Source organism: Actinomyces ihuae (assembly GCF_001457875.1).
Lineage (GTDB): Bacteria > Actinomycetota > Actinomycetes > Actinomycetales > Actinomycetaceae > Pauljensenia > Pauljensenia radingae_A.
On record NZ_CZPX01000005.1, the window covers coordinates 842,826 to 862,377 of the forward strand.

The 19,552-nt window shown below is 58.9% G+C and carries 15 protein-coding genes; 4 read left to right on the forward strand and 11 right to left on the reverse strand.

From position 1 onward, the window contains the following. Window positions 1-44 precede the first annotated feature (44 nt). The 4 genes from BN3002_RS08370 (at window position 45) to BN3002_RS08385 (ending at window position 4,733) form a co-directional block, all read left to right on the forward strand. Window positions 45-500, forward strand: a complete 456-nt coding sequence (locus BN3002_RS08370) for a hypothetical protein (protein ID WP_058237451.1) — start codon at window positions 45-47, stop codon at window positions 498-500. Next, window positions 497-976, forward strand: coding sequence for a YbjN domain-containing protein (locus BN3002_RS08375; protein WP_058237452.1), 480 nt, complete (start codon window positions 497-499; stop codon window positions 974-976). The genes BN3002_RS08370 and BN3002_RS08375 overlap by 4 nt, the downstream gene beginning before the upstream one ends. Further along, a complete protein-coding gene (gene sftH, locus BN3002_RS08380) occupies window positions 969-3,539 on the forward strand; it encodes a DEAD/DEAH box helicase (protein WP_074026218.1) in 2,571 nt (856 codons plus the stop codon). The genes BN3002_RS08375 and sftH overlap by 8 nt, the downstream gene beginning before the upstream one ends. A 309-nt stretch (window positions 3,540-3,848) precedes the next feature. After that, window positions 3,849-4,733, forward strand: a complete 885-nt coding sequence (locus BN3002_RS08385) for a hypothetical protein (protein ID WP_058237453.1) — start codon at window positions 3,849-3,851, stop codon at window positions 4,731-4,733. On the opposite strand, the gene BN3002_RS08390 is transcribed toward BN3002_RS08385, so the two are convergent. From BN3002_RS08390 to BN3002_RS08440, 11 genes are all read right to left on the reverse strand, one after another. Then, window positions 4,730-5,482, reverse strand: a complete 753-nt coding sequence (locus BN3002_RS08390; protein ID WP_227469082.1) for a CDP-alcohol phosphatidyltransferase family protein — start codon at window positions 5,480-5,482, stop codon at window positions 4,730-4,732. The two genes, BN3002_RS08385 and BN3002_RS08390, sit on opposite strands and share 4 nt — an antisense overlap. Window positions 5,483-5,614: 132 nt before the next feature. Beyond that, entirely contained in the window at window positions 5,615-6,235 is a 621-nt protein-coding gene (locus BN3002_RS08395) for a hypothetical protein (protein WP_058237454.1), read from the reverse strand. A gap of 34 nt (window positions 6,236-6,269) precedes the next feature. After that, a complete protein-coding gene (locus tag BN3002_RS08400; RefSeq protein WP_058237455.1) occupies window positions 6,270-8,981 on the reverse strand; it encodes a hypothetical protein in 2,712 nt (903 codons plus the stop codon). A gap of 2 nt (window positions 8,982-8,983) precedes the next feature. Next, window positions 8,984-9,343, reverse strand: a complete 360-nt coding sequence (locus BN3002_RS08405) for a hypothetical protein (protein WP_058237456.1) — start codon at window positions 9,341-9,343, stop codon at window positions 8,984-8,986. Window positions 9,344-9,513: 170 nt separating this feature from the next. Next, window positions 9,514-10,344 (reverse strand): prephenate dehydratase, encoded by an 831-nt coding sequence (locus BN3002_RS08410; RefSeq protein WP_257525583.1) that lies wholly within the window; start codon window positions 10,342-10,344, stop codon window positions 9,514-9,516. A 135-nt stretch (window positions 10,345-10,479) separates the two neighbouring features. After that, entirely contained in the window at window positions 10,480-11,757 is a 1,278-nt protein-coding gene (locus BN3002_RS08415) for a zinc-binding dehydrogenase (RefSeq protein ID WP_058237458.1), read from the reverse strand. Window positions 11,758-11,788: 31 nt separating this feature from the next. After that, the gene (locus tag BN3002_RS08420; RefSeq protein ID WP_058237459.1) at window positions 11,789-12,829 is read right to left on the reverse strand and encodes an SDR family NAD(P)-dependent oxidoreductase; all 1,041 of its coding nucleotides are present in this window, start codon (window positions 12,827-12,829) and stop codon (window positions 11,789-11,791) included. A gap of 43 nt (window positions 12,830-12,872) precedes the next feature. After that, a complete protein-coding gene (locus tag BN3002_RS08425; protein ID WP_058237460.1) occupies window positions 12,873-14,186 on the reverse strand; it encodes a PHP domain-containing protein in 1,314 nt (437 codons plus the stop codon). A 139-nt stretch (window positions 14,187-14,325) separates the two neighbouring features. Next, the gene (locus BN3002_RS08430; protein WP_058237461.1) at window positions 14,326-16,776 is read right to left on the reverse strand and encodes an alpha-ketoacid dehydrogenase subunit alpha/beta; all 2,451 of its coding nucleotides are present in this window, start codon (window positions 16,774-16,776) and stop codon (window positions 14,326-14,328) included. A gap of 42 nt (window positions 16,777-16,818) precedes the next feature. Beyond that, entirely contained in the window at window positions 16,819-18,189 is a 1,371-nt protein-coding gene (gene lpdA / locus BN3002_RS08435) for a dihydrolipoyl dehydrogenase (protein ID WP_058237462.1), read from the reverse strand. Between the two features lie 5 nt (window positions 18,190-18,194). Then, a complete protein-coding gene (locus BN3002_RS08440) occupies window positions 18,195-19,544 on the reverse strand; it encodes a dihydrolipoamide acetyltransferase family protein (RefSeq protein ID WP_058237463.1) in 1,350 nt (449 codons plus the stop codon). Window positions 19,545-19,552: the final 8 nt, after the last annotated feature.

A 19,552-nucleotide genomic window follows, 5' to 3' on the forward strand; every position in this document is an offset into this window, starting at 1 on the left:
TTTTCCACGTATCCGCCACTCGTCCTGAGCCAGAGGAGGTCGTCATGGTTGCGTTGTCCCGTCCCATTGATGTCCAGCGCATACGCACATTGCTTGCGGGCAATCACGTGCATTTTGATGACTGGGAAAACAACCAACTCGTCGTTCCCACCCCGAACGCGATTTACCTGTGGGATGCGACGTATCCGAATGTGCTGATCATGCGGGGCATCTGGCGAGGCATCGCACGCAACGACGCTCAGTTCTACGCACTCGAATGTGAAATCGAAGCCTGCAATTCGATGCGTACGGCACCCAAGGCTTACCTGGCGCCCCTGGAAGATCAGACGAGTTTCGGCCTCCACACCGAATGCGCCATCCTCACGTCAGCAGGTCTGACCGACCAGCAGCTCTCCACGTTCTACGAAACTTCGATGGCGATGACCATGTCGTTCTTCCACGATCTGGAGGCAACACTGCCCGAATTCATCACATGGGAACGCGAGGAGGAGGCACAATGAACACGTCGCTGCATTCAGTGCCTGATTCAGCGGATTCCGCGCGCCCCACACCGGTCAGCCTGGATCGCGTCATCAGCTGCGCCCACGCGTTGACATACGAGCTGGGTGTCCTCGTCAAAGATCAGGCAGCCGGAGTAGTGATCGAGGAGGTTCCTTTCCTCTTCTCCTTCGATGCGAGCGAGCGTTTCCTGTGTGTTCGCGCGGTGTGGGATACCGATGCGCAGCCTGATCGGTGCAAGAAGCAGCTCTTTGCCGCATCCGACTGGTGGAATCGTGAGAAGTTCATTCCCACCGTCTACACGATGAACAGCCCCGATCACCACGTCCAGGTGTGCGCTGACTTTACCGTTGACACGCAGTGCGGCCTCACGGACGCTCAATTGTCCGACAACCTCGCAGCAGGGGTGAGCGCCGGCCTCGAAGCCATCGCCTACATGCGTCAAGCGTTCACCCACACGTCGTGTCCCAATGGCTGATGTCGCAGGTGCCGGTTCGACGAGGGCGCCCTCGTCCCTGAGCGCGGGCATCGACGACCTTCTTGCGATGCTGGAGCGCATTGGTGCGCGTGACGATCGGCTGGTCCACGTTCACAGCATTCCTGCACGACCAGCACGCACCGCACCGTGGCCTGGGTGGATCAACCCCTCCGTCACACACGCAGGCGCTGACCTGGGTATCGAGCACGTGTGGGAGCACCAGCGGCGCGCACTGGACGCCGTGCACGCCGGGCAGGACACAGTTGTCGCCACCGGGACTGGCTCCGGGAAGTCTTTGGTCGCATGGGTGCCGATTCTGTCCGATCTGGCCGACCACGCCGCATCCGACAGGCCGGCGCGTATCTCCGAAGTGCACCACCGGCCCACACTGTTGTACCTGTCCCCCACGAAGGCGCTTGCCGCCGACCAGTTGAGCGCACTGCACAAGTGGATCAACACGGCGCAGGGCACGCAGTGGGGAGTGCGCGTGAGTACGGCGGATGGTGATACACCACGCGAGGCGAAGGACTGGGCGCGCGCTCATGCCGACATCGTCTTGACCAATCCTGATTACCTGCATTTTGTCATGCTGCCTGGACATCAGCGGTGGACACGACTGCTGGCTTCCCTGCGTTACATCGTCATCGATGAGCTGCACTACTGGCGCGGCATGACTGGCTCCCACATTGCCCTGGTCATTCGCCGCCTGCTGCGTATTGCCCGCCACCTGGGTGCGAACCCCACCGTCATCATGTTGTCCGCCACTGTGCGTGACCCTCACGATGTCGCCCGTCAGATGACGGGGCGTGAGAACATCTGTGACATTACCGAGGACGGCTCACCTGCCGGTGAGCATCAGCTCATACTGTGGCAGCCTGCGTTGCGCCCCGACCCGGACGATATCCCCATTGACGCATTCCTGGACGCGCTGGCTGACAATGAGCCGGTCGTGCTGGAGAAGGCACCGTCCACGTGGCGTATCAGCGCCACGTCCGAAGCTGCCTCGCTCATCGCTGCTTTGGTGGAGCGTGGCGCTCGTCTCCTGGCATTCGTGCGCTCACGCGTGGGAGCTGAAACCCTGGCGGCGCATGTGCGCGACATACTGTCTGCCTCATTGTCTCCGCTGGTTGGGTCCGTTGCCTCCTACCGGGGCGGATACCTGCCTGAAGAGCGCCGAGCATTGGAACGTTCTTTGCGGTCTGGGCAGCTGAGGGCGGTCGCCACGACAAATGCACTGGAACTGGGCATGGACGTGTCCGGACTGGACGCGACCATTACTGTCGGCTGGCCGGGTACGCGCGCATCCTTGTGGCAGCAGGTGGGCCGTGCCGGTCGGGCCGGAGCGCGCGGCCTTTCGATCCTCATCGCCAGCGACAATCCGCTCGACTCCTACATCATCCATCACCCCGACGAACTCACCCGGGAGGTTGAAGCCGCGGTCATTGATCCGCTCAATCCGTGGGTCCTGGCGCCTCACCTGTGTGCCGCCGCTCAGGAGCTGCCGCTGACCGCTGACGATGCCGCTTGCTTCGGTCTGCCTGACGGTGACACCTCTATGTTCGATGACCTGGCTGATCAGGGGCTTTTGGTGCGCCGCCCGGCAGGCTGGTACTGGGATGTCACGCGCGGCGACCGCGCAGCTGATCTGACCGATTTACGAGGGGGCGGCGGCGAAGTCCAGATCATCGATCAGGCCACCGGCACCGTCATCGGCACAGTCGACGAGGGGTCCGCCGACGCTCAGGTTTTTCCAGATGCCATCTACCTGCATCAAGGGCGCACCTATCACGTACTGAGCCTGGCACCGCTGTCACCTGGTGACGGCGGACGGGTCGCCCTCGTCGAACCTGTCTCAACGCAGCTGCGCACCCGCGCGAAACAACACGTTGCTGTCTCCATCGTAAGTACATCCCAGGAGTGGCACAGTGCAGATGGCGCGGTCACGTGGCACACCGGCGAGGTTGACGTCACCACTAGAGTCACTGACTACGACCTGCTTCGACTTCCGGGCCTGGAATTCATCCGTAACCGCGAGCTTTCGTTGCCGTCCCACACGCTGGAGACCGTAGGCGTGTGGTTCACTCTGGCTCCCGGTGCACTGCGCAGCATTGGCCTGACGCAAGCTGAACTGCCGGGCGCTTTGCATGGCGCTGAGCACGCGATGATTGCACTGCTACCGCTGCTGGCGACCTGTGACCGCTGGGATTTGGGCGGGTTGTCGACCGCACTGCACGAGGACACTGACGCGCCTACCGTCTTCGTGTTCGATGCCTATCGCGGCGGCGCTGGTTACGCGATGTACGGGTGTGCGCACGCTGCGCGGTGGGTGCAGGCAACTGTGACGCGCCTGCAGGAGTGTCTGTGTTCGGACGGGTGCCCATCGTGCGTGCAATCTCCCAAGTGCGGCAACGGCAACGAGCCGCTGTCGAAGGCCGGCGCGATCGCGGTGCTGGAGTTCCTGGCCAGTCACTGCCCGCCGGAGGAGGCGGCGCCCTCGGATTCGCCCACACCGTCTGCTTCTCCCGATTCTTCGTCTTCCTGCCCCGCGACCGTCCGATCCTGAGTCGAGGACCTCACCACAGGACCAAAATTCACAGGGATTTTTAAGGTTCGCTCAAAGCTATTCCAAGGTAGGGCCCGTAGTGTTGACACCATCGAGCCAACGAGGTTCTATAGCGACTGTTTCAAGGGAGCTGTTTCTCGATTAGACTCGCACTGTGTTGATGGGATGCCTGAGGGGCCGGTCTGCTGACCGGCCCCTCAGTGCGTCTGCACATCGCGTCTGCTTACCTCCAACACCTCAGCCTTGCAGATACGTCACTACCGGCGCACCTTTTGCCGCGCGAGAGGTCTCGACATGTACTGTGTGTAGGTGCATCTTCTTCTGGGAATCTCATTCGCCAGCGACATCAGCCTCGACCCGGTGTCCGTGCGCGAAGCTGCAGGTGTCGAACGCACAGGCGACCTGCGGGATCGCCACGTCCGCGAATTCTCCCGCGTCATTGATCCCACTCACCCTGACAATATCCGCGAACTGCAGGTCACGCTGCGTGACTCGGTACGAAAACGCGAACGGCTCTGGCTTTTGATGATGACACCCACCGATCGCGCGCACTGGGAACAGTGGCTGGCCCCCGACCTGCTCCACGAGCTCGGACCCGTGCAGACCTACGAGGGGCAGCAATGCCAGCCCATCGGCGTAGCCCCGCGTCTGTTAATCCCATTCCTTCTGGAACGAGGCAGACCTGAGGACCTGGCGTTCCTTCACCATGCCCTCACGGGCCTGGATGCACTTTTGGTTTCAGCTTCCACTTACCGCGGCCTCACGCAGGCAGGTATCCGCCTACAACACCGTTTCATGGTCACGCGAATACTGACGAATCCGAAGTTCCTGGCTTACGCGGTTGTGCTGATCTACTCGGCGCTGCGCGTGTTGCCCGTGTCGTATGTGCGCGAATTCCACGGCTCGCTTCTGTTGTTGTGGCTCATCGACCTGACGACGGCGATTCCCTACACGTGGGGCGTGCTCACGATGGTGACGGCCGCGCATTTCCTCAAACGCATGGCAGGACTGGCCGTCACCGTCATCACCTTCGTCGCGCCCTACGTGTACTTCGGGCTCAACGGAAAAGACTACCCCGGGTACGTCATCGTGATCATCGCACTGCTGATTGCCTCTGCCTTCGTGCTCGAAGGTTTCAAGTACTGGCTGGACCGGCGTGCCAATCGCCAGCTCTCCAGCATCGAGCCTGATTAGGACACGTGGCGTTTGGAGGGGCGCCCTCGTACGGTACGTTCTGCGCTGACGACCATCAGCCACACGCCAGCCACGAGCCACACGATCATGAGCCACAGCGGGCGAGCCGGGTACAACCCCACCATCACCGCAGTTGTCACGACCCACAAGGCGGCGGCAGTGGCATTGAAGATGCGCAGGTGAGTGACTCTGAAGGGATGGATCCACTTGAACGGGATAACGGCCAGCACGGTGAAAATCACGACGATCAGCCAGTTGAACCACCAGGGCGTCGCGAACAACCACATGATAATAGCGACGACGTTCCACGCTGCCGGGAACCCTACAAAATACCAGTCCGAGGACTTCATCTTCGTGTTGGCGTAACAGAACATGGATGAGCCGAGGACCAGTGCTGCAGCAAGGATTGGCCATTTGCCCGGCCCGAGCGGAATGTAAAGGAACATGAACACCGCTGGAATGAATGTCCACGTCAGATAGTCCACGACGTTATCCATCATCACGCCAGAGAACCACGGGACCACTTTCGTCACGTCAGCCGCGCGTGACATTGGCCCGTCAACAGCGTCCACAATCAGCGCAATTCCCAGCCACAGCCACATCATCTTGATGTCGCCAGAGCGCAGTGAGTCGACTGCCAGCAGTGCCCAAAGCAGACCGCTCATGGTGAAAGCATGGATGCACCATACGGTCACTCGTCGTTCAATGGACCACTGTGTCTCGTTCACCGCGTGAGTGTCTGCGCTCATGTTTCCCTCGATTGTTGCCTACAACGATGCTGAACGAGACAATACACGAAAAAACTGCTCATTCCGGCGATCGTTGGGCACATCACCTGCGATGGAGCCAGATGATCGGCTCCGGTTACCTGCGCCGCGCGTTCAGCTCCACGTCACGGTGTCGAGGGCGGCCACGAGTTCGTGCGGCAGCGCCTCGTTCGGCGCACTTCGAAGGGTCATCACCCACATGCCATCAGGTCGAGCCACGTACACAATCATGGTCTCGACAGCACCCTCATCCTCATCCGCAACGAAAGCCAGTCCCGTGGCTTGACAGCCGTCGATACTCCGATCAGGCAATGCCTCAGTGTTGGACACGCGAGAGTTCTCCTGAGCGAGTTTGATTCTGTCTTCTCGCATGTCAGCAGGGTCCGGGATCAGCTCCATCGGATCAGAGCGAGGTTCTTTTGTATCGATGTCGCCCCAGTCGAAAATGTGGTAGCGCACAACTTCGGCCGTTGCGTTTGAAGCCGGATCAGTGGACGCTTCAATCCGATAATCCACTGTCGGATTATCCGGAGTTTCACGGATGACCCACCCGCTGGGCAAGTCAATATTCATGGTGTTGACCTCCTTGGATTGGTCATCATCGGATGATTGCATGCACTGCGTCGAATCCGACATCGATGATTCCGACTGCCCCAACGTAACGTCGCATCCAGTCAAGTGTCCCATTGAAACAAGTCCAATGGTGACCAGTGCATACCGCCACAGTCTCCTCATCTTTCAACAGCCTTCCATGCGATTCAATGAGTCCTTAGTTCCCGCCTTGCGCGTTCTTTTCATTTTGCTGAGTGTCATTGAACACCGAATTGACTTCGTGCTCAATATTCGCAGTATTCTCATTATTGTTGATGAAATTCTGGAAGGCTGTGCGTTGTTCCGGTGAAAGATCCTCGTAGTCTTTCAATGTCCCATCAGAATTGTAATAGTCGTCCAGACCGGCGCCAGAGCGAGTGCTCAAAAAGCTCCCATCAGGCTGTTTGCCCATAACTGGCGCGCCCATGACTTCCGAATCGGCATAACGTGAGTACAACGACTGAGCCATCAAAGTACGCGCAACTTCCTGATCATTAATGCGTGAAGCCTGCGCCAGTTCAGCGTGATTGGTCGGCAGAAATTGGTCAAGAGCCATGTCAGTTCCGGCACCGAGTGCCTGACCCGCGATAAACTGCGTAACTTTGCCGGCGCCGGGAATTTTGCCCGGCAGTCCTGCTGCACCAAGACCCCCCTCAGCGAGCTCTCGCCAGCGTTTGTTGGTTTCGTCAAGCCATTCGGCATGAGCCCCGTCTGCGGCTCCGTGCGCACCGAACAATTGATTGAAACCGGGCGCCCATTTTTGAGCAATGTTTTGTACGCCTGCTGTTGTCGGCGACGAACCATCGACGTCTTCCTGGAACTTCTCAATTGCCGAAAGTCGCAGATTATCAATTGCGGGTCCGCGTCCACCGATGTACGAACCGTCATCCATTTTTACCGGATGATCAAATGCCAAATCAGTCAGCAGGCTCTTCTCACCTAGAAGCGATTTCCTGAGATCTTTAGAGAACGCAAACGATGCCCGATCATCATTCAGACCCATTTCCGCTACGGTGTTTTCAGCACCCGACCCAGAACCGATTTCGAACAGAAGATTATCAACTCGAGGCGCAAGCGCGACGCCAGCCCAGCTTCTCAGTTGACTGTTCATCATGCCGAAGCGATTTTCGCCTTGTGATTCTCCAAAGTCCTGCAGGCCATCTTGATACCCCTGAACAAAGTCCATGGTGATTTGCGCAGACTTCCTCTCACGATCCGCCCATTCTGCATACGTTGGATCGTCGGGAGAGACGTCAGGCTTGTCAACAGGCATCGCATTTTGCGCAATGACCTCACCAAATGCATCTCCCTGATCAGTCCACCCGCTGAAGATATCAGGGACAGCGCGGTGGCCTGTCAGGTACTCCGTCATCGACATCGCCCGACCGTCAACAGCAAAATCTGTATTACTGGCAAGCAGGTTACGCACACCATCTGCGCGTTCAGTTTCTGCGGCAGACAAAGAATCCGGTGTCCCATCGGCAAAAGAGTCGGGCATATCCATCAATTTCATCATGGAGGTGACAGGATCAAGTGTCCAGCCGTAGGCACCATAGCTGCCTCCAGGCATGTGCGAGCCATTCCATGAAGAGTACGGGAAAGCGTTTTGTCGCAACTCAGGATGCTCATTATCCCAGGTGATAATGTCGCGAGCTATCGAGTCTTTCCCGTTGTAATCTTCAACGAATCCTCCACCAAGTGAAATGTTTTCATTTTCTGACGCTACGCCGAGCATGTGCCCAACGTATTCATAGCCATAATGAGTTCCAGCCATCCCCGCGAAATTGGGGTCAACAGGTTCTCCGGAAGAGTCGACAAGCGTGTGGCCATACTTCTTCAAGCCATCCAGATTATGCTCCTGAACAGCGGAATAATGCTGTCCATCAGATGCCATCAGGCCGTCTTGCACCACATTGAAACTGTTCTGGGCGCTCTGGTATGCAGGATCACCATTCATTCCCCCAGTTGACAGAACCATGGCTGTTCCCAGCGAACGCGTCACATTTTCGATTGCTTTATCGAAATCGGTGTCAATTTCATGAGTCCCTGGATCAACAATCTGTCCCTTGAAATCCCCCATCCTCGCCACAAACCGGGCCATATCCTCAGGAGGTACCCGTTCGGCCAGCGCATTGGCAAAGAACGGGTTATCCAGATCGTCGGCGTATTTCTTATTGAATTCCTTGATGTTTTCAATGAGATCCGGGGAAGACATATCAAGAAGATCAGCAGCGTCGTCCGCTATGCCCTGACAGTATTCCCATTCGGCCTGGCCATCTACCAGCGGCATGTCGTCGAATAGGCTCTTTCCTATCGAGTCTCGCCCACCCTTGCGATCAGCAGCCGATACGATTGAATTGATTGATCCGGTTAAAGCGGACGCAGTAGCTGACGCCTCACTATCCAGTCTTTCCATCTCATTTTTATATGATTCTCTCAGACGAGTCTGCTGAATATCTTTTGACTCAATGATCTCTCCATGGCTCCGGCTGTACTCAAGACGATCCATCGGATTGTTTGTGTTTTGTCGGGCGTCTCTGTCGGCATTGAGCGCGTTGATTCTCTGCGTAGCTTCTGCTTCAGCGTCATCCCATTCCTGCTGCCACCGCTCAACCTCGCGGATGGCTTCGCCTACAGTGTGAGCCCAGTCCCGTAGTGAATTCACAGGCTTTGAAAATGATTTAGCCAATGTGGAGACGTGTGTCGACAGTGATTGAGCTTCCGAACAGTACTTTTGAGCAGCCTGGCCTTCCCAGCCCGGCACCTGATCTGCTCCAGATGCGATTTGGGTGTTCGCGATACGTTTACTCACCATCTCGAAATCGTCGGCATACGCGTTCGCGCCTGCCTGAATATCAGGCGGGGTGGGCAGTTCGTCAGCACCAGCCATAGTCAGCCCCCCAACCTTTCACTCAGCACTGCGATACCTTCGCGGACATCTCGTATGAAGAGATTTCCATTCGCCGCTTCAGTTTTGTCATAGTTGGCAATTGCTTTTTCCTGACCTGATCCCAGAACAGCGCAGGCATCCGAAAATTCAAAGATCACGTCCTTCATGCCATCGCGATAGTTCCTCACTGCATCGCGCAGGGATTGAACACCTTCGTTCGGGCCTTCTGGCAGATTCTTCGCAATTCCCACTATGGAAATCTGTCTGGCAACAGCACCGATTCTCCCGAATTCTTCAGAATCGGTCCAATCTTTCTTCGCGCTCACACCAACGGCAGCGCGGTCGAATTCCAAGTCAGCCATCGAACTGTCAATCTCTCGTCTCGGAGGAACTCAGGCGTTACTACATTAAATGGAGAATTGACTGTCAGTCAATAGTTCTGACTATTTTCTTTTCATGTTCCTCGCCGATCATGAAAAGGAAAGGTTACAAGGCACAGATGAAGGACCGAGACAGCCGCAACGATAGGGAACTACGCCAGTTCCTCGCGGTAGGGGTCCGCCGGGTAGCAGCCCATGACTTTCATGTCCGCGACGTAGAAGTGCAGTTCATCGAGGGCACGCTTGACGTTTGGATCCTCCATGTGCCCATCGAGGTCGACATAAAACTGCGTGGCGCAGAAAGAGCCCCCCAGCTGGTAGCTTTCCAGCTTTGTCATGTTCACCGAGTTCGTCGCGAATCCGCCCAGGCATTTGTACAGCGCGGCAGGCACGTTCTTGGTGCGAAACAGAACCGTTGTGATGGCTGGCCGTGTCTGGCTCACCTCTGGCTTGGGCGACAGGACAAGGAATCGCGTCGCATTGTTGTCGTTGTCTTCGACATGGCTTTGCAGCACCGCCAGATCGAATTTGTCTGCAATTCCCGAGGGAGCCAATGCCGCTACGGATCGGTTCCCCATCATCGCAACTTCACGCGCAGCCCCTGCCGTATCGGCACTGATGTGGCGCGTCCACTTCCAGTTGGCAAACAGTTTCGTACACTGGCCGAATGCGTGGACGTGGGAGCGCACGGAGCGGATCGACTCCAGTGTCGCACCCTGGGGTGCCACCAGATCGAAGTGGATCGGCAGAAACAGTTCACGGGTGATGTACAGGCCAGAGTTGGGCAGCAGCTGGTGCGGGTCTGCGACGCGACCGGCCGAGGAGTTTTCCACCGGTATTACTGCTACATCAGCTGCCTGGTCGTGCACCGCATCGAAAGCGGCGGTAAACGTCTCGCAGGGCGCAATCGTTGCGTCCGGAAAGAGTTGGAGAGCACCCACTTCGGAATTCGATCCGGCCTCTCCCTGTATCGCAACTGTCATCCCGCGTGTCATGAAAATTAGGCTATCAGGGCGGCAGCGTTCTTCTCACATCGTGTGAGCAGGATCTACAGAAGCGATTATGGGTCGCCCTCGTCCATCACAATGAACGAGGGCGACCCATGACGCGCGACGATGCTACTCGTCAATCGACGGCGCGTGCTCCAGGAGGTATTCTTCAGCCTGCTTGTTCCACAGACCGTTGTTCGCCTTGCACAGGCGATCCAGCTCCGCATAGAACGGATCCGTCTTGCCGCGCTCAGCGAAATCGTCAATTGCGACCAGATCCAGCCTCTTGTGGGTGTAGATCAGCTTCTTGCCACCGGGAATGTTCGGCAGATTCAGCGTCGTTTCCTCGACCACGTTCAGACCACCGATGTGGGTGACCAGGACGGCCGGGTTCAGCTTGCCTGATTCAAACATATCGATCGCATCAGCGACGTCCTCGTACGTGCCACCGGTTGTGGCCACGTAGTGGTGACCTGAGTAGTGGATATCGTAGAAGTTGATCGTCGCCTCAAAATCGTTACGCGGCGGGCCGGCGAAGAAGTTCATGCAGCCTTCGCGAGCCAGCAACTTCGAGCCGAGCTCCACGACCGGACGCACCGGAGCGAACACGAAGACGTCATCAAACAGTTCGCCCTCGTTGATCTTTGTCAGCTCCGCGACCGGATCCTCCATGTCGCCGGTGTTGACGTAGTGAAGCTCGATGCCGTTCTTCTTCGCATCTTCAACGGTCAGCAGCGCGGCTGCACGATCGAGGCGATCCTGTGCAATGTCGGTGACGACGATACGGCGCGGCTTGCGCTCCTGATGCAGTGCCACGTCCAGGCCGGCCAGTCCCATCGGGCCGACGGATGCGAGCATGGCCAGTGTGCCGCCCTCGCGAATACCCATGTAGTGCGTGTAGTCGTTCGGCTTCATGTGGTACTGCGCCTTGAATGCGCCGATGACGCACGAGTACGGCTCGGTCAGGGAGCCGGTGAAGAAGCTGTCTTCCTTGTATTCGAACAGGCAGTTGGACTCCATGACCTCGCTGGGGATCACGACGTAGGTCGCGTCGCCGCCGATGTACTGGTAGGAGTATCCCGGTGCCCACAGTGTTCCCTTGTAGTTCAGGGCGGGCTGGATGGCGAACTTCATGCCGGGTGTGAACTGGTCAGCCCACTTGGAGCCGACCTTCTTGATCGTTCCGCAGAATTCGTGCCCGACCATTGTCGGGGTTTCCGCCAGCGATCCGCGCACGCGTTTGTGCGCCTCGCCCTGGTGTGCGAGCTTGTTGGTGGACATGCAGATCGAGTCTGACGTGACTTCAGCGAGGATTTCGTCCTCACCGATTTCAGGCAGGTCGAACGTTTCCAGGCGGAGGTCCTCCACTCCGTGGATACGCACTGCAGTTGTTGTCTGAGTGGACATTGAAATGTGTTCCTTTCGGCCTGTGGCCCTGTTAATTCATCATGACCTGACCGCCGGTGACGGGCACCGCCTGGCCAGTTTCATAGGCTTGCTCAACGATGTAGTAGATGGCGCGCAAAACGTCGATGCCCTGTGCGCCGCGGTGCATCGGCACCTTCGCTTCGTAGTATTCCTTCACATCGGCAACGGTCTTCGCGCCTGGCACCTTCCCTGAGTTGAGGTACTGGACGAACAGTCCGCGATCAGGGTCTGACCACAGTGGTCCGTCGAGGAAGTTGCCCGGGCACACAGCGTTGACTTTGATGCCGTGGGCGACCAGTTCGAGGGCGAAGGACTGCACCAGTCCGAGGCCACCGAACTTCGACCCGGCATAGGCGGCGTTCTTGTTGGATCCTTCCAGGCCGGACTTGGAGTTGACCTGGATGATGTCAGTCAGCCACTGGGGTGCAGCCTTGTGCTGGCGGGCCAGAAGATTGCCGCACGCCTGAGTGACCAGGAAGAACGCAATGTAGTTGATGTTCGTGGACAGGCGGAATGCGGACGGGTCCTGCGTCAGGACGCTTCCAGCGCGCACGATTCCGGCGTTGGAGACCACCAGGTCAAGCCCGCCGGCCACGCGCTCAATTTCCTCAGCCATCGCTGCCACTGATTCCTCGTTGGACACGTCTACCGTGATCGGCCATGCGTGTTCGCCGAGTTCTTCGGCCTTGGCGCGGGCGCCTTCTTCGTTGAGGTCAGCAATGAAAACGAAGCAGCCCTGGTCGATCAGACCGCGTGCGATTTCAGCACCGAAGCCCTGCGCGCCGCCCGTTACGACGGCAATCCTGCCGGAGATCTCGCGTTCACCGCGTTTACCTGTTTCGGTGACCTCGAAGATGTCGTCTCCGCATCTGACGGTGACCGGTAGGTTCACGCCGCCCAGAAGCTCGTTCACCTCCGAGTCATTCATCTGGATCAGGCTGTCTTCGTCTGCAGGCAGCGTGATCGTTGCTTCCTTGTCGCTGCGGCTGACCAGAACCGGTCGACCTAGTGCGCGCAGAAACACTCCGCGCACGATAGGTGCAACGCTCATCTTTCATTCCTCCACATCACTTGGGTCTTGGGTAAGTCTGTGATCACGCCGTCAGGCGTGAAGCTATGTCCTCGGCGGGCGTCCCGTCGGCGTATTCGCGGCCAAGCGGCGCGTATTGTTCGATGCGGGCCACCAGGTCCTGCGGGCTCAGTCGACCTGATCCCAGCAGGTGCAGCTGCGGGTCCACACTGGTGAGTGCTTCGTGCGCCACGAGTGCCCAGGTCGCCTGGTTGAGTCCGGCAAATTCCTCTCTGCGCAGCTCTGGGCAGTTGAAGGATTGGCGCGGCTGGTTGATGTCCACACCGGAGATTTCCAGCATGCCGTGCTGCGTGGCCAGTTCATGAATCCGGGCAAGCTGCTCATCGGTGTTGCGTGGCGGCATGTAGGTCACTGCCCTGAACCCGCGTTCCTCCAAAGCTTCGAACAGCTCATCAAGGAAGGAGTCTTCAAACTTCTCCGCCTTCTTGTCTCCTGTCGGTGAGGCTGACACGTCTCCCAGGTAAGCGTAGGTCGCGATCGCGCCGATCGAATCAGCAAAGGCGACGACCTCGCGGGCGGTCGGGCATTCCTCGTGAGAAGGCTGAATGTAGATCTGCTGCAGGTATTCAGATTTGAGCAGGCCGAGCAGGTCGTACATCAGGTACGGGTTGGCCTCGTCTCCCAGTCGATCGACGAGGGGGGCCGGCACCTCCACATTCATGGTCGCCAGGCCGTCAAGCAGAGCCTGTCCCTTGCCGAAACCGTTGATCAGTGCGCGCGCCATCGCTGCAAGCAAGTGGCGTTCCGTGATTCCGCCGCCGTTGGCATATTGGGAGTGATCCACCATGTCGCGCTGTGGATCGAAGGGAGTCAGATTCAGGCCGGCCAAAATCTTGTTGGCACGTTCGGCCATTTCGAGGGTGCGCTGCAGGCGTGCCACTCGCTTGGGTGCAAGCCACTGATCGGCCTTTTCACGGGACGGCGCCGGAACTCCCTGGACGGTCAGGTAGGCCATACCCGCTGAATCGGGGTTGTTGAGTTTGCGCGATGCAAACGGGCCGTCGGGCGTATCGTCGAAGAACGCGCGGATTTCAAAGCCGGTCACCGAACCCATCGACAGGATACGGCAAGCCTCGCTCATTTCCGGGGCGGCAGCGATCGAGTCGTGGTCAACGGACCCAACAACCCGCAGCCCTGCCTGCCTGGCTCGCAGTGCAGCATGGGTCGGTGTGTACGGGCTGAAGGAGTAGCACGTGTGGATGTGGTTGTTGGATTCTGGCGCCCACGCAGGGAACGTGAAGTGCGCGGCGCCCTCACGCAAAGCATCGAGGCGTTCACTCTGAGTGAGGCTGACATCGTTAGTAACTGGAACGCTCATATTTCCTCTGCTGGGTTCGTTGTCGGCCAGGTGCTCACGGCATCGCTCAGTGAGCACCGTGGCCGTTGGATATGTTGTGGCTGCGGGTGGGATACGGCGGTGAGGCGGCAGCAGCCTTTTTGCCGCCTCACCGCATGTCTCAGATTCCGAGGCGGTTGCGACGTGCCAGTTCACCCTCAGTCTGGTTGGTGGTGGGGGTGTGTCCCGGCAGTGGAACAATGCGCTCGTGAATGGCATCGATCATCCATTCAGGCTGCGGGAAGAAGGTCTTTTCCAGCTCAGCAGCCGGGATCACGGTGTTGCGCGATCCCACGATGGTCACCGGTGCGTCAAGTGCGTCGAAGGCCAGTGACTGCACGTTCTGTGCGACGTCCTGCAGCACCGAGCCGCGTTCACACGCGTCCGAGCTCAGCAGCAGGCGGCCTGTCTTCTTCACTGATTCGATCAGCTTGTCGTAGTTCAGCGGGCAGACGAAGCGCAGGTCGATGACCTCAGCGGACATGCCGTACTTTTCTTCCAGAATGTCGGCTGCTTCAAGCGCACGGTAGAGCGTCGCGCCCAGGGTTGCAATGGTGATGTCCTTGCCTTCGCGACGGATGGCGGGCTCACCTTCAGGTGTTTCGTAGTAGCCCTCGGGCACGCCCCCCTCTTCGAAGTCTTCGCCCTTGTCGTACAGCTGCTGGGATTCGAAGAAGACCACGGGATCCGTGCCGTGCAGCGCCAGATTCAACATGCCCTTTGCGTCGGTTGGCGTGGCCGGGAAGTATACCTTCAGGCCAGGAATGTGAGCGGTCAGAGCTGTCCAGTCCTGTGAGTGCTGCGCACCGTACTTGTTGCCGACAGACACGCGCAGCACCAGTGGCATCTTGATCAGGCCCGCGGCCATTGCCTGCCATTTGGCCATCTGGTTGAACACTTCGTCACCGGAGCGGCCCAGGAAGTCGCAGTACATGAGTTCTGCAACAGCGCGGCCACCACAGATCGCGTACCCAACACCGGCACCGACAATCGCCGCTTCGGAAATCGGCGAGTTGAACAGGCGACGGTACGGCAGGGCTTCGGTCAGGCCACGGTAGACGGCGAATGCACCACCCCAGTCGCGGTTCTCTTCGCCCCATGCCGCCATCGTCGGGTCGACGGAGAAGCGATGAATCATGGCTTCGAACAGGGCGTCACGGAACTGGAACATCTTCATCTTCGAGACGGGCTTGCCGTTCTCGTCGCGCGAAGAGCGGATCTTCTTGGACAAAGCCTTGATACGCGGGTTGTCCTCGAGGGTGATTTCAGATTCGCCCTCCTCCATTGCCTCGGTGGGCGTGTTGGAGAACATGGCGTTTTCGACGTACTCGGGTCCCACACGCGGACACTTCTCATCGTCGGATGCCAGCACCAGCACCTTGGTGAGCTTCTCGGTGAACTTCGCGGAGAAGTCATCGATGTCGCCCTGGGAGACCAGGCCGTTGGAGATGAGCAGCTCAGAGTATGTCTTGATGCAGTCGACTTCCTCCCACAGATCCACTTCAGCCTTGTCGCGATAGCTGGAGGCGTCGGACGGGGAGTGGCCTGAGAAGCGGTAGGTCAGAGTGTCCATGAGGACAGGTCCGCGACCTTCTTCCAGGATCTTCTTCTTGCGCGTGACGGCATCTGCAACGGCCAGCGGGTTAATGCCGTCGACGCGTTCGGCGTGCATGGCTTCGGGGTTGACACCTGCGCCAACGCGGGCCAAAACGTCGTATCCCATTGTTTCGCCGGAGGTCTGGCCGCCCATTCCGTAGAAGTTGTTGAAGAAGTTGTACATGATCGGCGGGTTGCCGCCGTCTTCTTCGCGCCACAGCGTGCGGTACTGATCCATCGATGCCAGCTGGATGGCTTCCCATACCGGGCCACAGCCCAGGGCTGCGTCACCGACGTTGGCCACCACGATGCCGGGCTTGCGGTTAATGCGCTTGTAGAGCGCTGCGCCCGTGGCAATAGGTGCCGAGCCGCCAACAATGGCGTTGTTCGGCATGGAACCGAAAGGCTGGAAGAAGGCGTGCATCGAGCCGCCCATGCCGCGGTTGAAGCCTGCCTTACGGGCGAAGATCTCCGCCAGCGTGCCGAACAGGATGAAGTTTTCGGACAGCTCACGCAGGTTCTCGTACCCGATTTCTTCGGCCAGTCCCAGCGTTTCACCGTCGAGGAAGCCCTTCATAACTGCTTCCAGATCAGCGTCCTCGTACTGGCGTGCAGCTGAGAAGGACTTGGACAGGATCTCACCGTGTGAGCGGTGAGAGCCGAAGATGAAATCGTCGGGGGTCAGCACAAAGGACTGGCCGACGTATGCGGCTTCCTGACCGATTCCCAGGTGGGCGGGGCCACGGTGGTTGTATTCCACGCCCTGCCATCCGCCGGTCTTCTTGATGGAATCAAGCATGGATTCAAATGTGCGCACCGCGATCATGTCGTGGAGCATCTGCACCATGCCATCTTTGCCGTATCGGCCGACCTCGGTGTCAAGGTCGAACGTGTATTGGTTGATCGGAATATCTGGAATGGTGATCTTTCCGGACGCGCGGACCTTCGCCGGGTCAACTGTCAGTGACTTCGTCATGTTCTTTCTTTCGCCTACTTCTAATCAGTTACGTCGGTGCGCTCAGGCTTTGACAGCCCAGGCAGCTTCGCGGATGAGTTCAGATACTGTCGGGTGCGGGACGACAAGCTGACGCAGGTCGTCCAGTGTCAGTTCGGTTTCGAGGACGGCGCATGCGCCCCAGATCATCTCGGATGCGTATGTGCCCAACACGTGAATGCCGAGGACGTGGTTCGTCTCAGCATCCACAATCACTTTGGCGCTGCCGGGTGCTTTGAAGCCGTTCTCAGCGATGAACCGGCCGGACATCTGGCCAGGCACGGACCCGACCTTAATGGCGCGTCCCTCAGCCTTGGCCTTCGATTCGGTCAGTCCCACACCGGCTGCTTCCGGCAGGCAATACACAGCCCATGGGATCGTGTTCCAGCGCATCACCTGTCCACGCTTGTAGGCCTGGTCATCCAGGATGTTCGCCGCCACGACCTCGCCCATGCGGTATGCAGCGTGCGCCAGCAGGGAACGACCCGTCACATCACCGATGGCCCACACGTTGGGAAGGTTCGTGCGCAGGCGGTCATCAACCGTTATGCCTCGGCGCCCGATGTCAAGTCCGGATTCTTCAGCTCCCCAGCCGCGCGTGGCTGGGCGACGACCCACCGCCATGAGAACCAGGTCGGCCTCCACCGTGTGCTTCTGGCCATCCTTGGAGAAGACGACGTTCGATCCTTCGACCGCCTCCACCTTGCAGCCGAGGTTGAAGGTGATGGCGGGCATCGCCTTGCGCAGCTGAGCTGCCATGTCGTCATCCATAAAGGGCAGGATCTCGTCCATCATTTCGACGACGGTCACTTCACTGCCCAGGCTGGAGAACAACGAGGCGAACTCCACGCCGATGACACCGCCACCGATGACGGCCAGTCGTTTCGGCACGTCGGAGATAGATAACAGTCCGGTGGAATCCACGACCTTTTCGTTGTCGGCGCTGCCCGGGATGGGCGGCATCGCAGGAACTGAACCGGTCGCGATGATGACGTGTTCAGCGGTGTAGTGCGTGTCATCCACGCGTACCTTGCCGGGGCCTTCGAAGTAGCCACGCCCGTACACGACGGTGCAGCCGGCTTTCTTGACGCTGGCTCCCACGCCTCCGACCAGACCTTTGACGACCTGGCCCTTCCACTTTTGCATCGCTTCCCAGTCATAGGAGGCACCCTCGATCCCCACGCCGTAGGCGCCGGCCTCACTCGCGTGCACGTAGTGCTTCGCGGAGTTCAGCAGGGTCTTGGTGGGGATACATCCCACCGTCAGGCATGTGCCGCCGAGATCTTTCTCCTCGATCAGCAGGACTTTCTTGCCGCCGTTGCCGAGGCGTTCGGCTGCAAGATATCCGCCCGGGCCTCCGCCCAGTACGATGACGTCGAATTTTGTCTCTGTCATGGCGCTCATCCCAATACTGTCAGGTCGATGTTTTCGATGGCGTTGACCAGGTCGCGCAGGAATCGCGCTGCGTCAGCACCATCAATCACCTGGTGGTCAGCGGTCAGCGAGAAGCCGATCCTCTTTTCCACCACAACATTTCCGTCATTGTCGAGGGCGGCCCGCGGCGTCACAGCTGCCACGCCCAGGATCGCGACCTGCGGACGGTTGATGATCGGTGTGAAGGTCTCCACGCCGAACGATCCCAGATTCGTCACGGTGAAGGTGCCGCCGTTGAGCAGGTCGGGGCTGATAGTGCCGTCAATCGAATCACCAGCCACCTGCTTGGAGGCAGCGGAGAATTCCTTCAGGTTCATGGCGTTGGCTCCGCGGATCACCGGGACCAGCAGGCCGCGCGGAGTATCGACGGCCACCCCGAGGTGAATGTTCTGGAACTTCGTGTAGGTGCCGTCAGCCAGATGCGCGTTGAATGTCGGGTACTTCGCGATCGTCTTGACGACTGCGTATCCGACCAGGTCACCGATCGTAATGGCATTGACGCCCAGTGATTCGTCGGCCTGCTTGAAACGCTTGCGCATGGCCATGAGCTTGTCGGCCTTCGCGCTGACCGTGTAGGACAGCTGAGCGGTTTCGGCCAGGGACTCCATCATGCGCGTGGCGACAACCTTGCGGATGCCCTTCAACGGTGCCGCTTCGGAGGGGCCAGGGAAGTCGGCGTTGGCACTGATCAGCGGCGCTGCGGCTGCCTCGTCGGCTGCAGGGGAAGCCAGGTCGGCGGTCGTGACGCGTCCACCCAGTCCGGTTCCAGTTCCGGTTGCGCCCTGGGCACGAGCTGCGTTGGTGGCAGGGTTCTCGGCAAGATAGGCCTTTACATCGCGTTCGAGCACGCGTCCGTGGGGGCCGGATCCTTCGGACACTGCCGACGGGTCCAGTCCTTCACTGTCGGCCAGTGCGCGGGCGCGAGGCGAAATCGCTCCGCCGGATGCTGCCGTCTGGAACGAGGGCGCCTCAGGCTTTTCTTCTTCAGCGGGTGCTTCCTGTTCGGGAGCACTGGCGGCTTCGTTGGAGTCACCGGAAACACCGGCCTGCGCGAGAACTTCCTCGCTGATCTCTTCGCCAGGCTCGCCCAGGATCAGCAAGGGATCCTTGACGGGGACTTCGTCACCGACTTCCCACAGAAGTTTGAGGACTGTGCCGGCATCGGTACTGGGCACGTCCATTGTTGCTTTGTCCGTCTCAATTGAGCACAGCACCTGGTCAACGGCGACCGTGTCGCCAACGGAGACCTCCCACTCGTTGATCAAGCAGGACTCCACTGAGTTACCCAGTTGGGGCATCACCACGATGGTGGCCATGTGTTCCT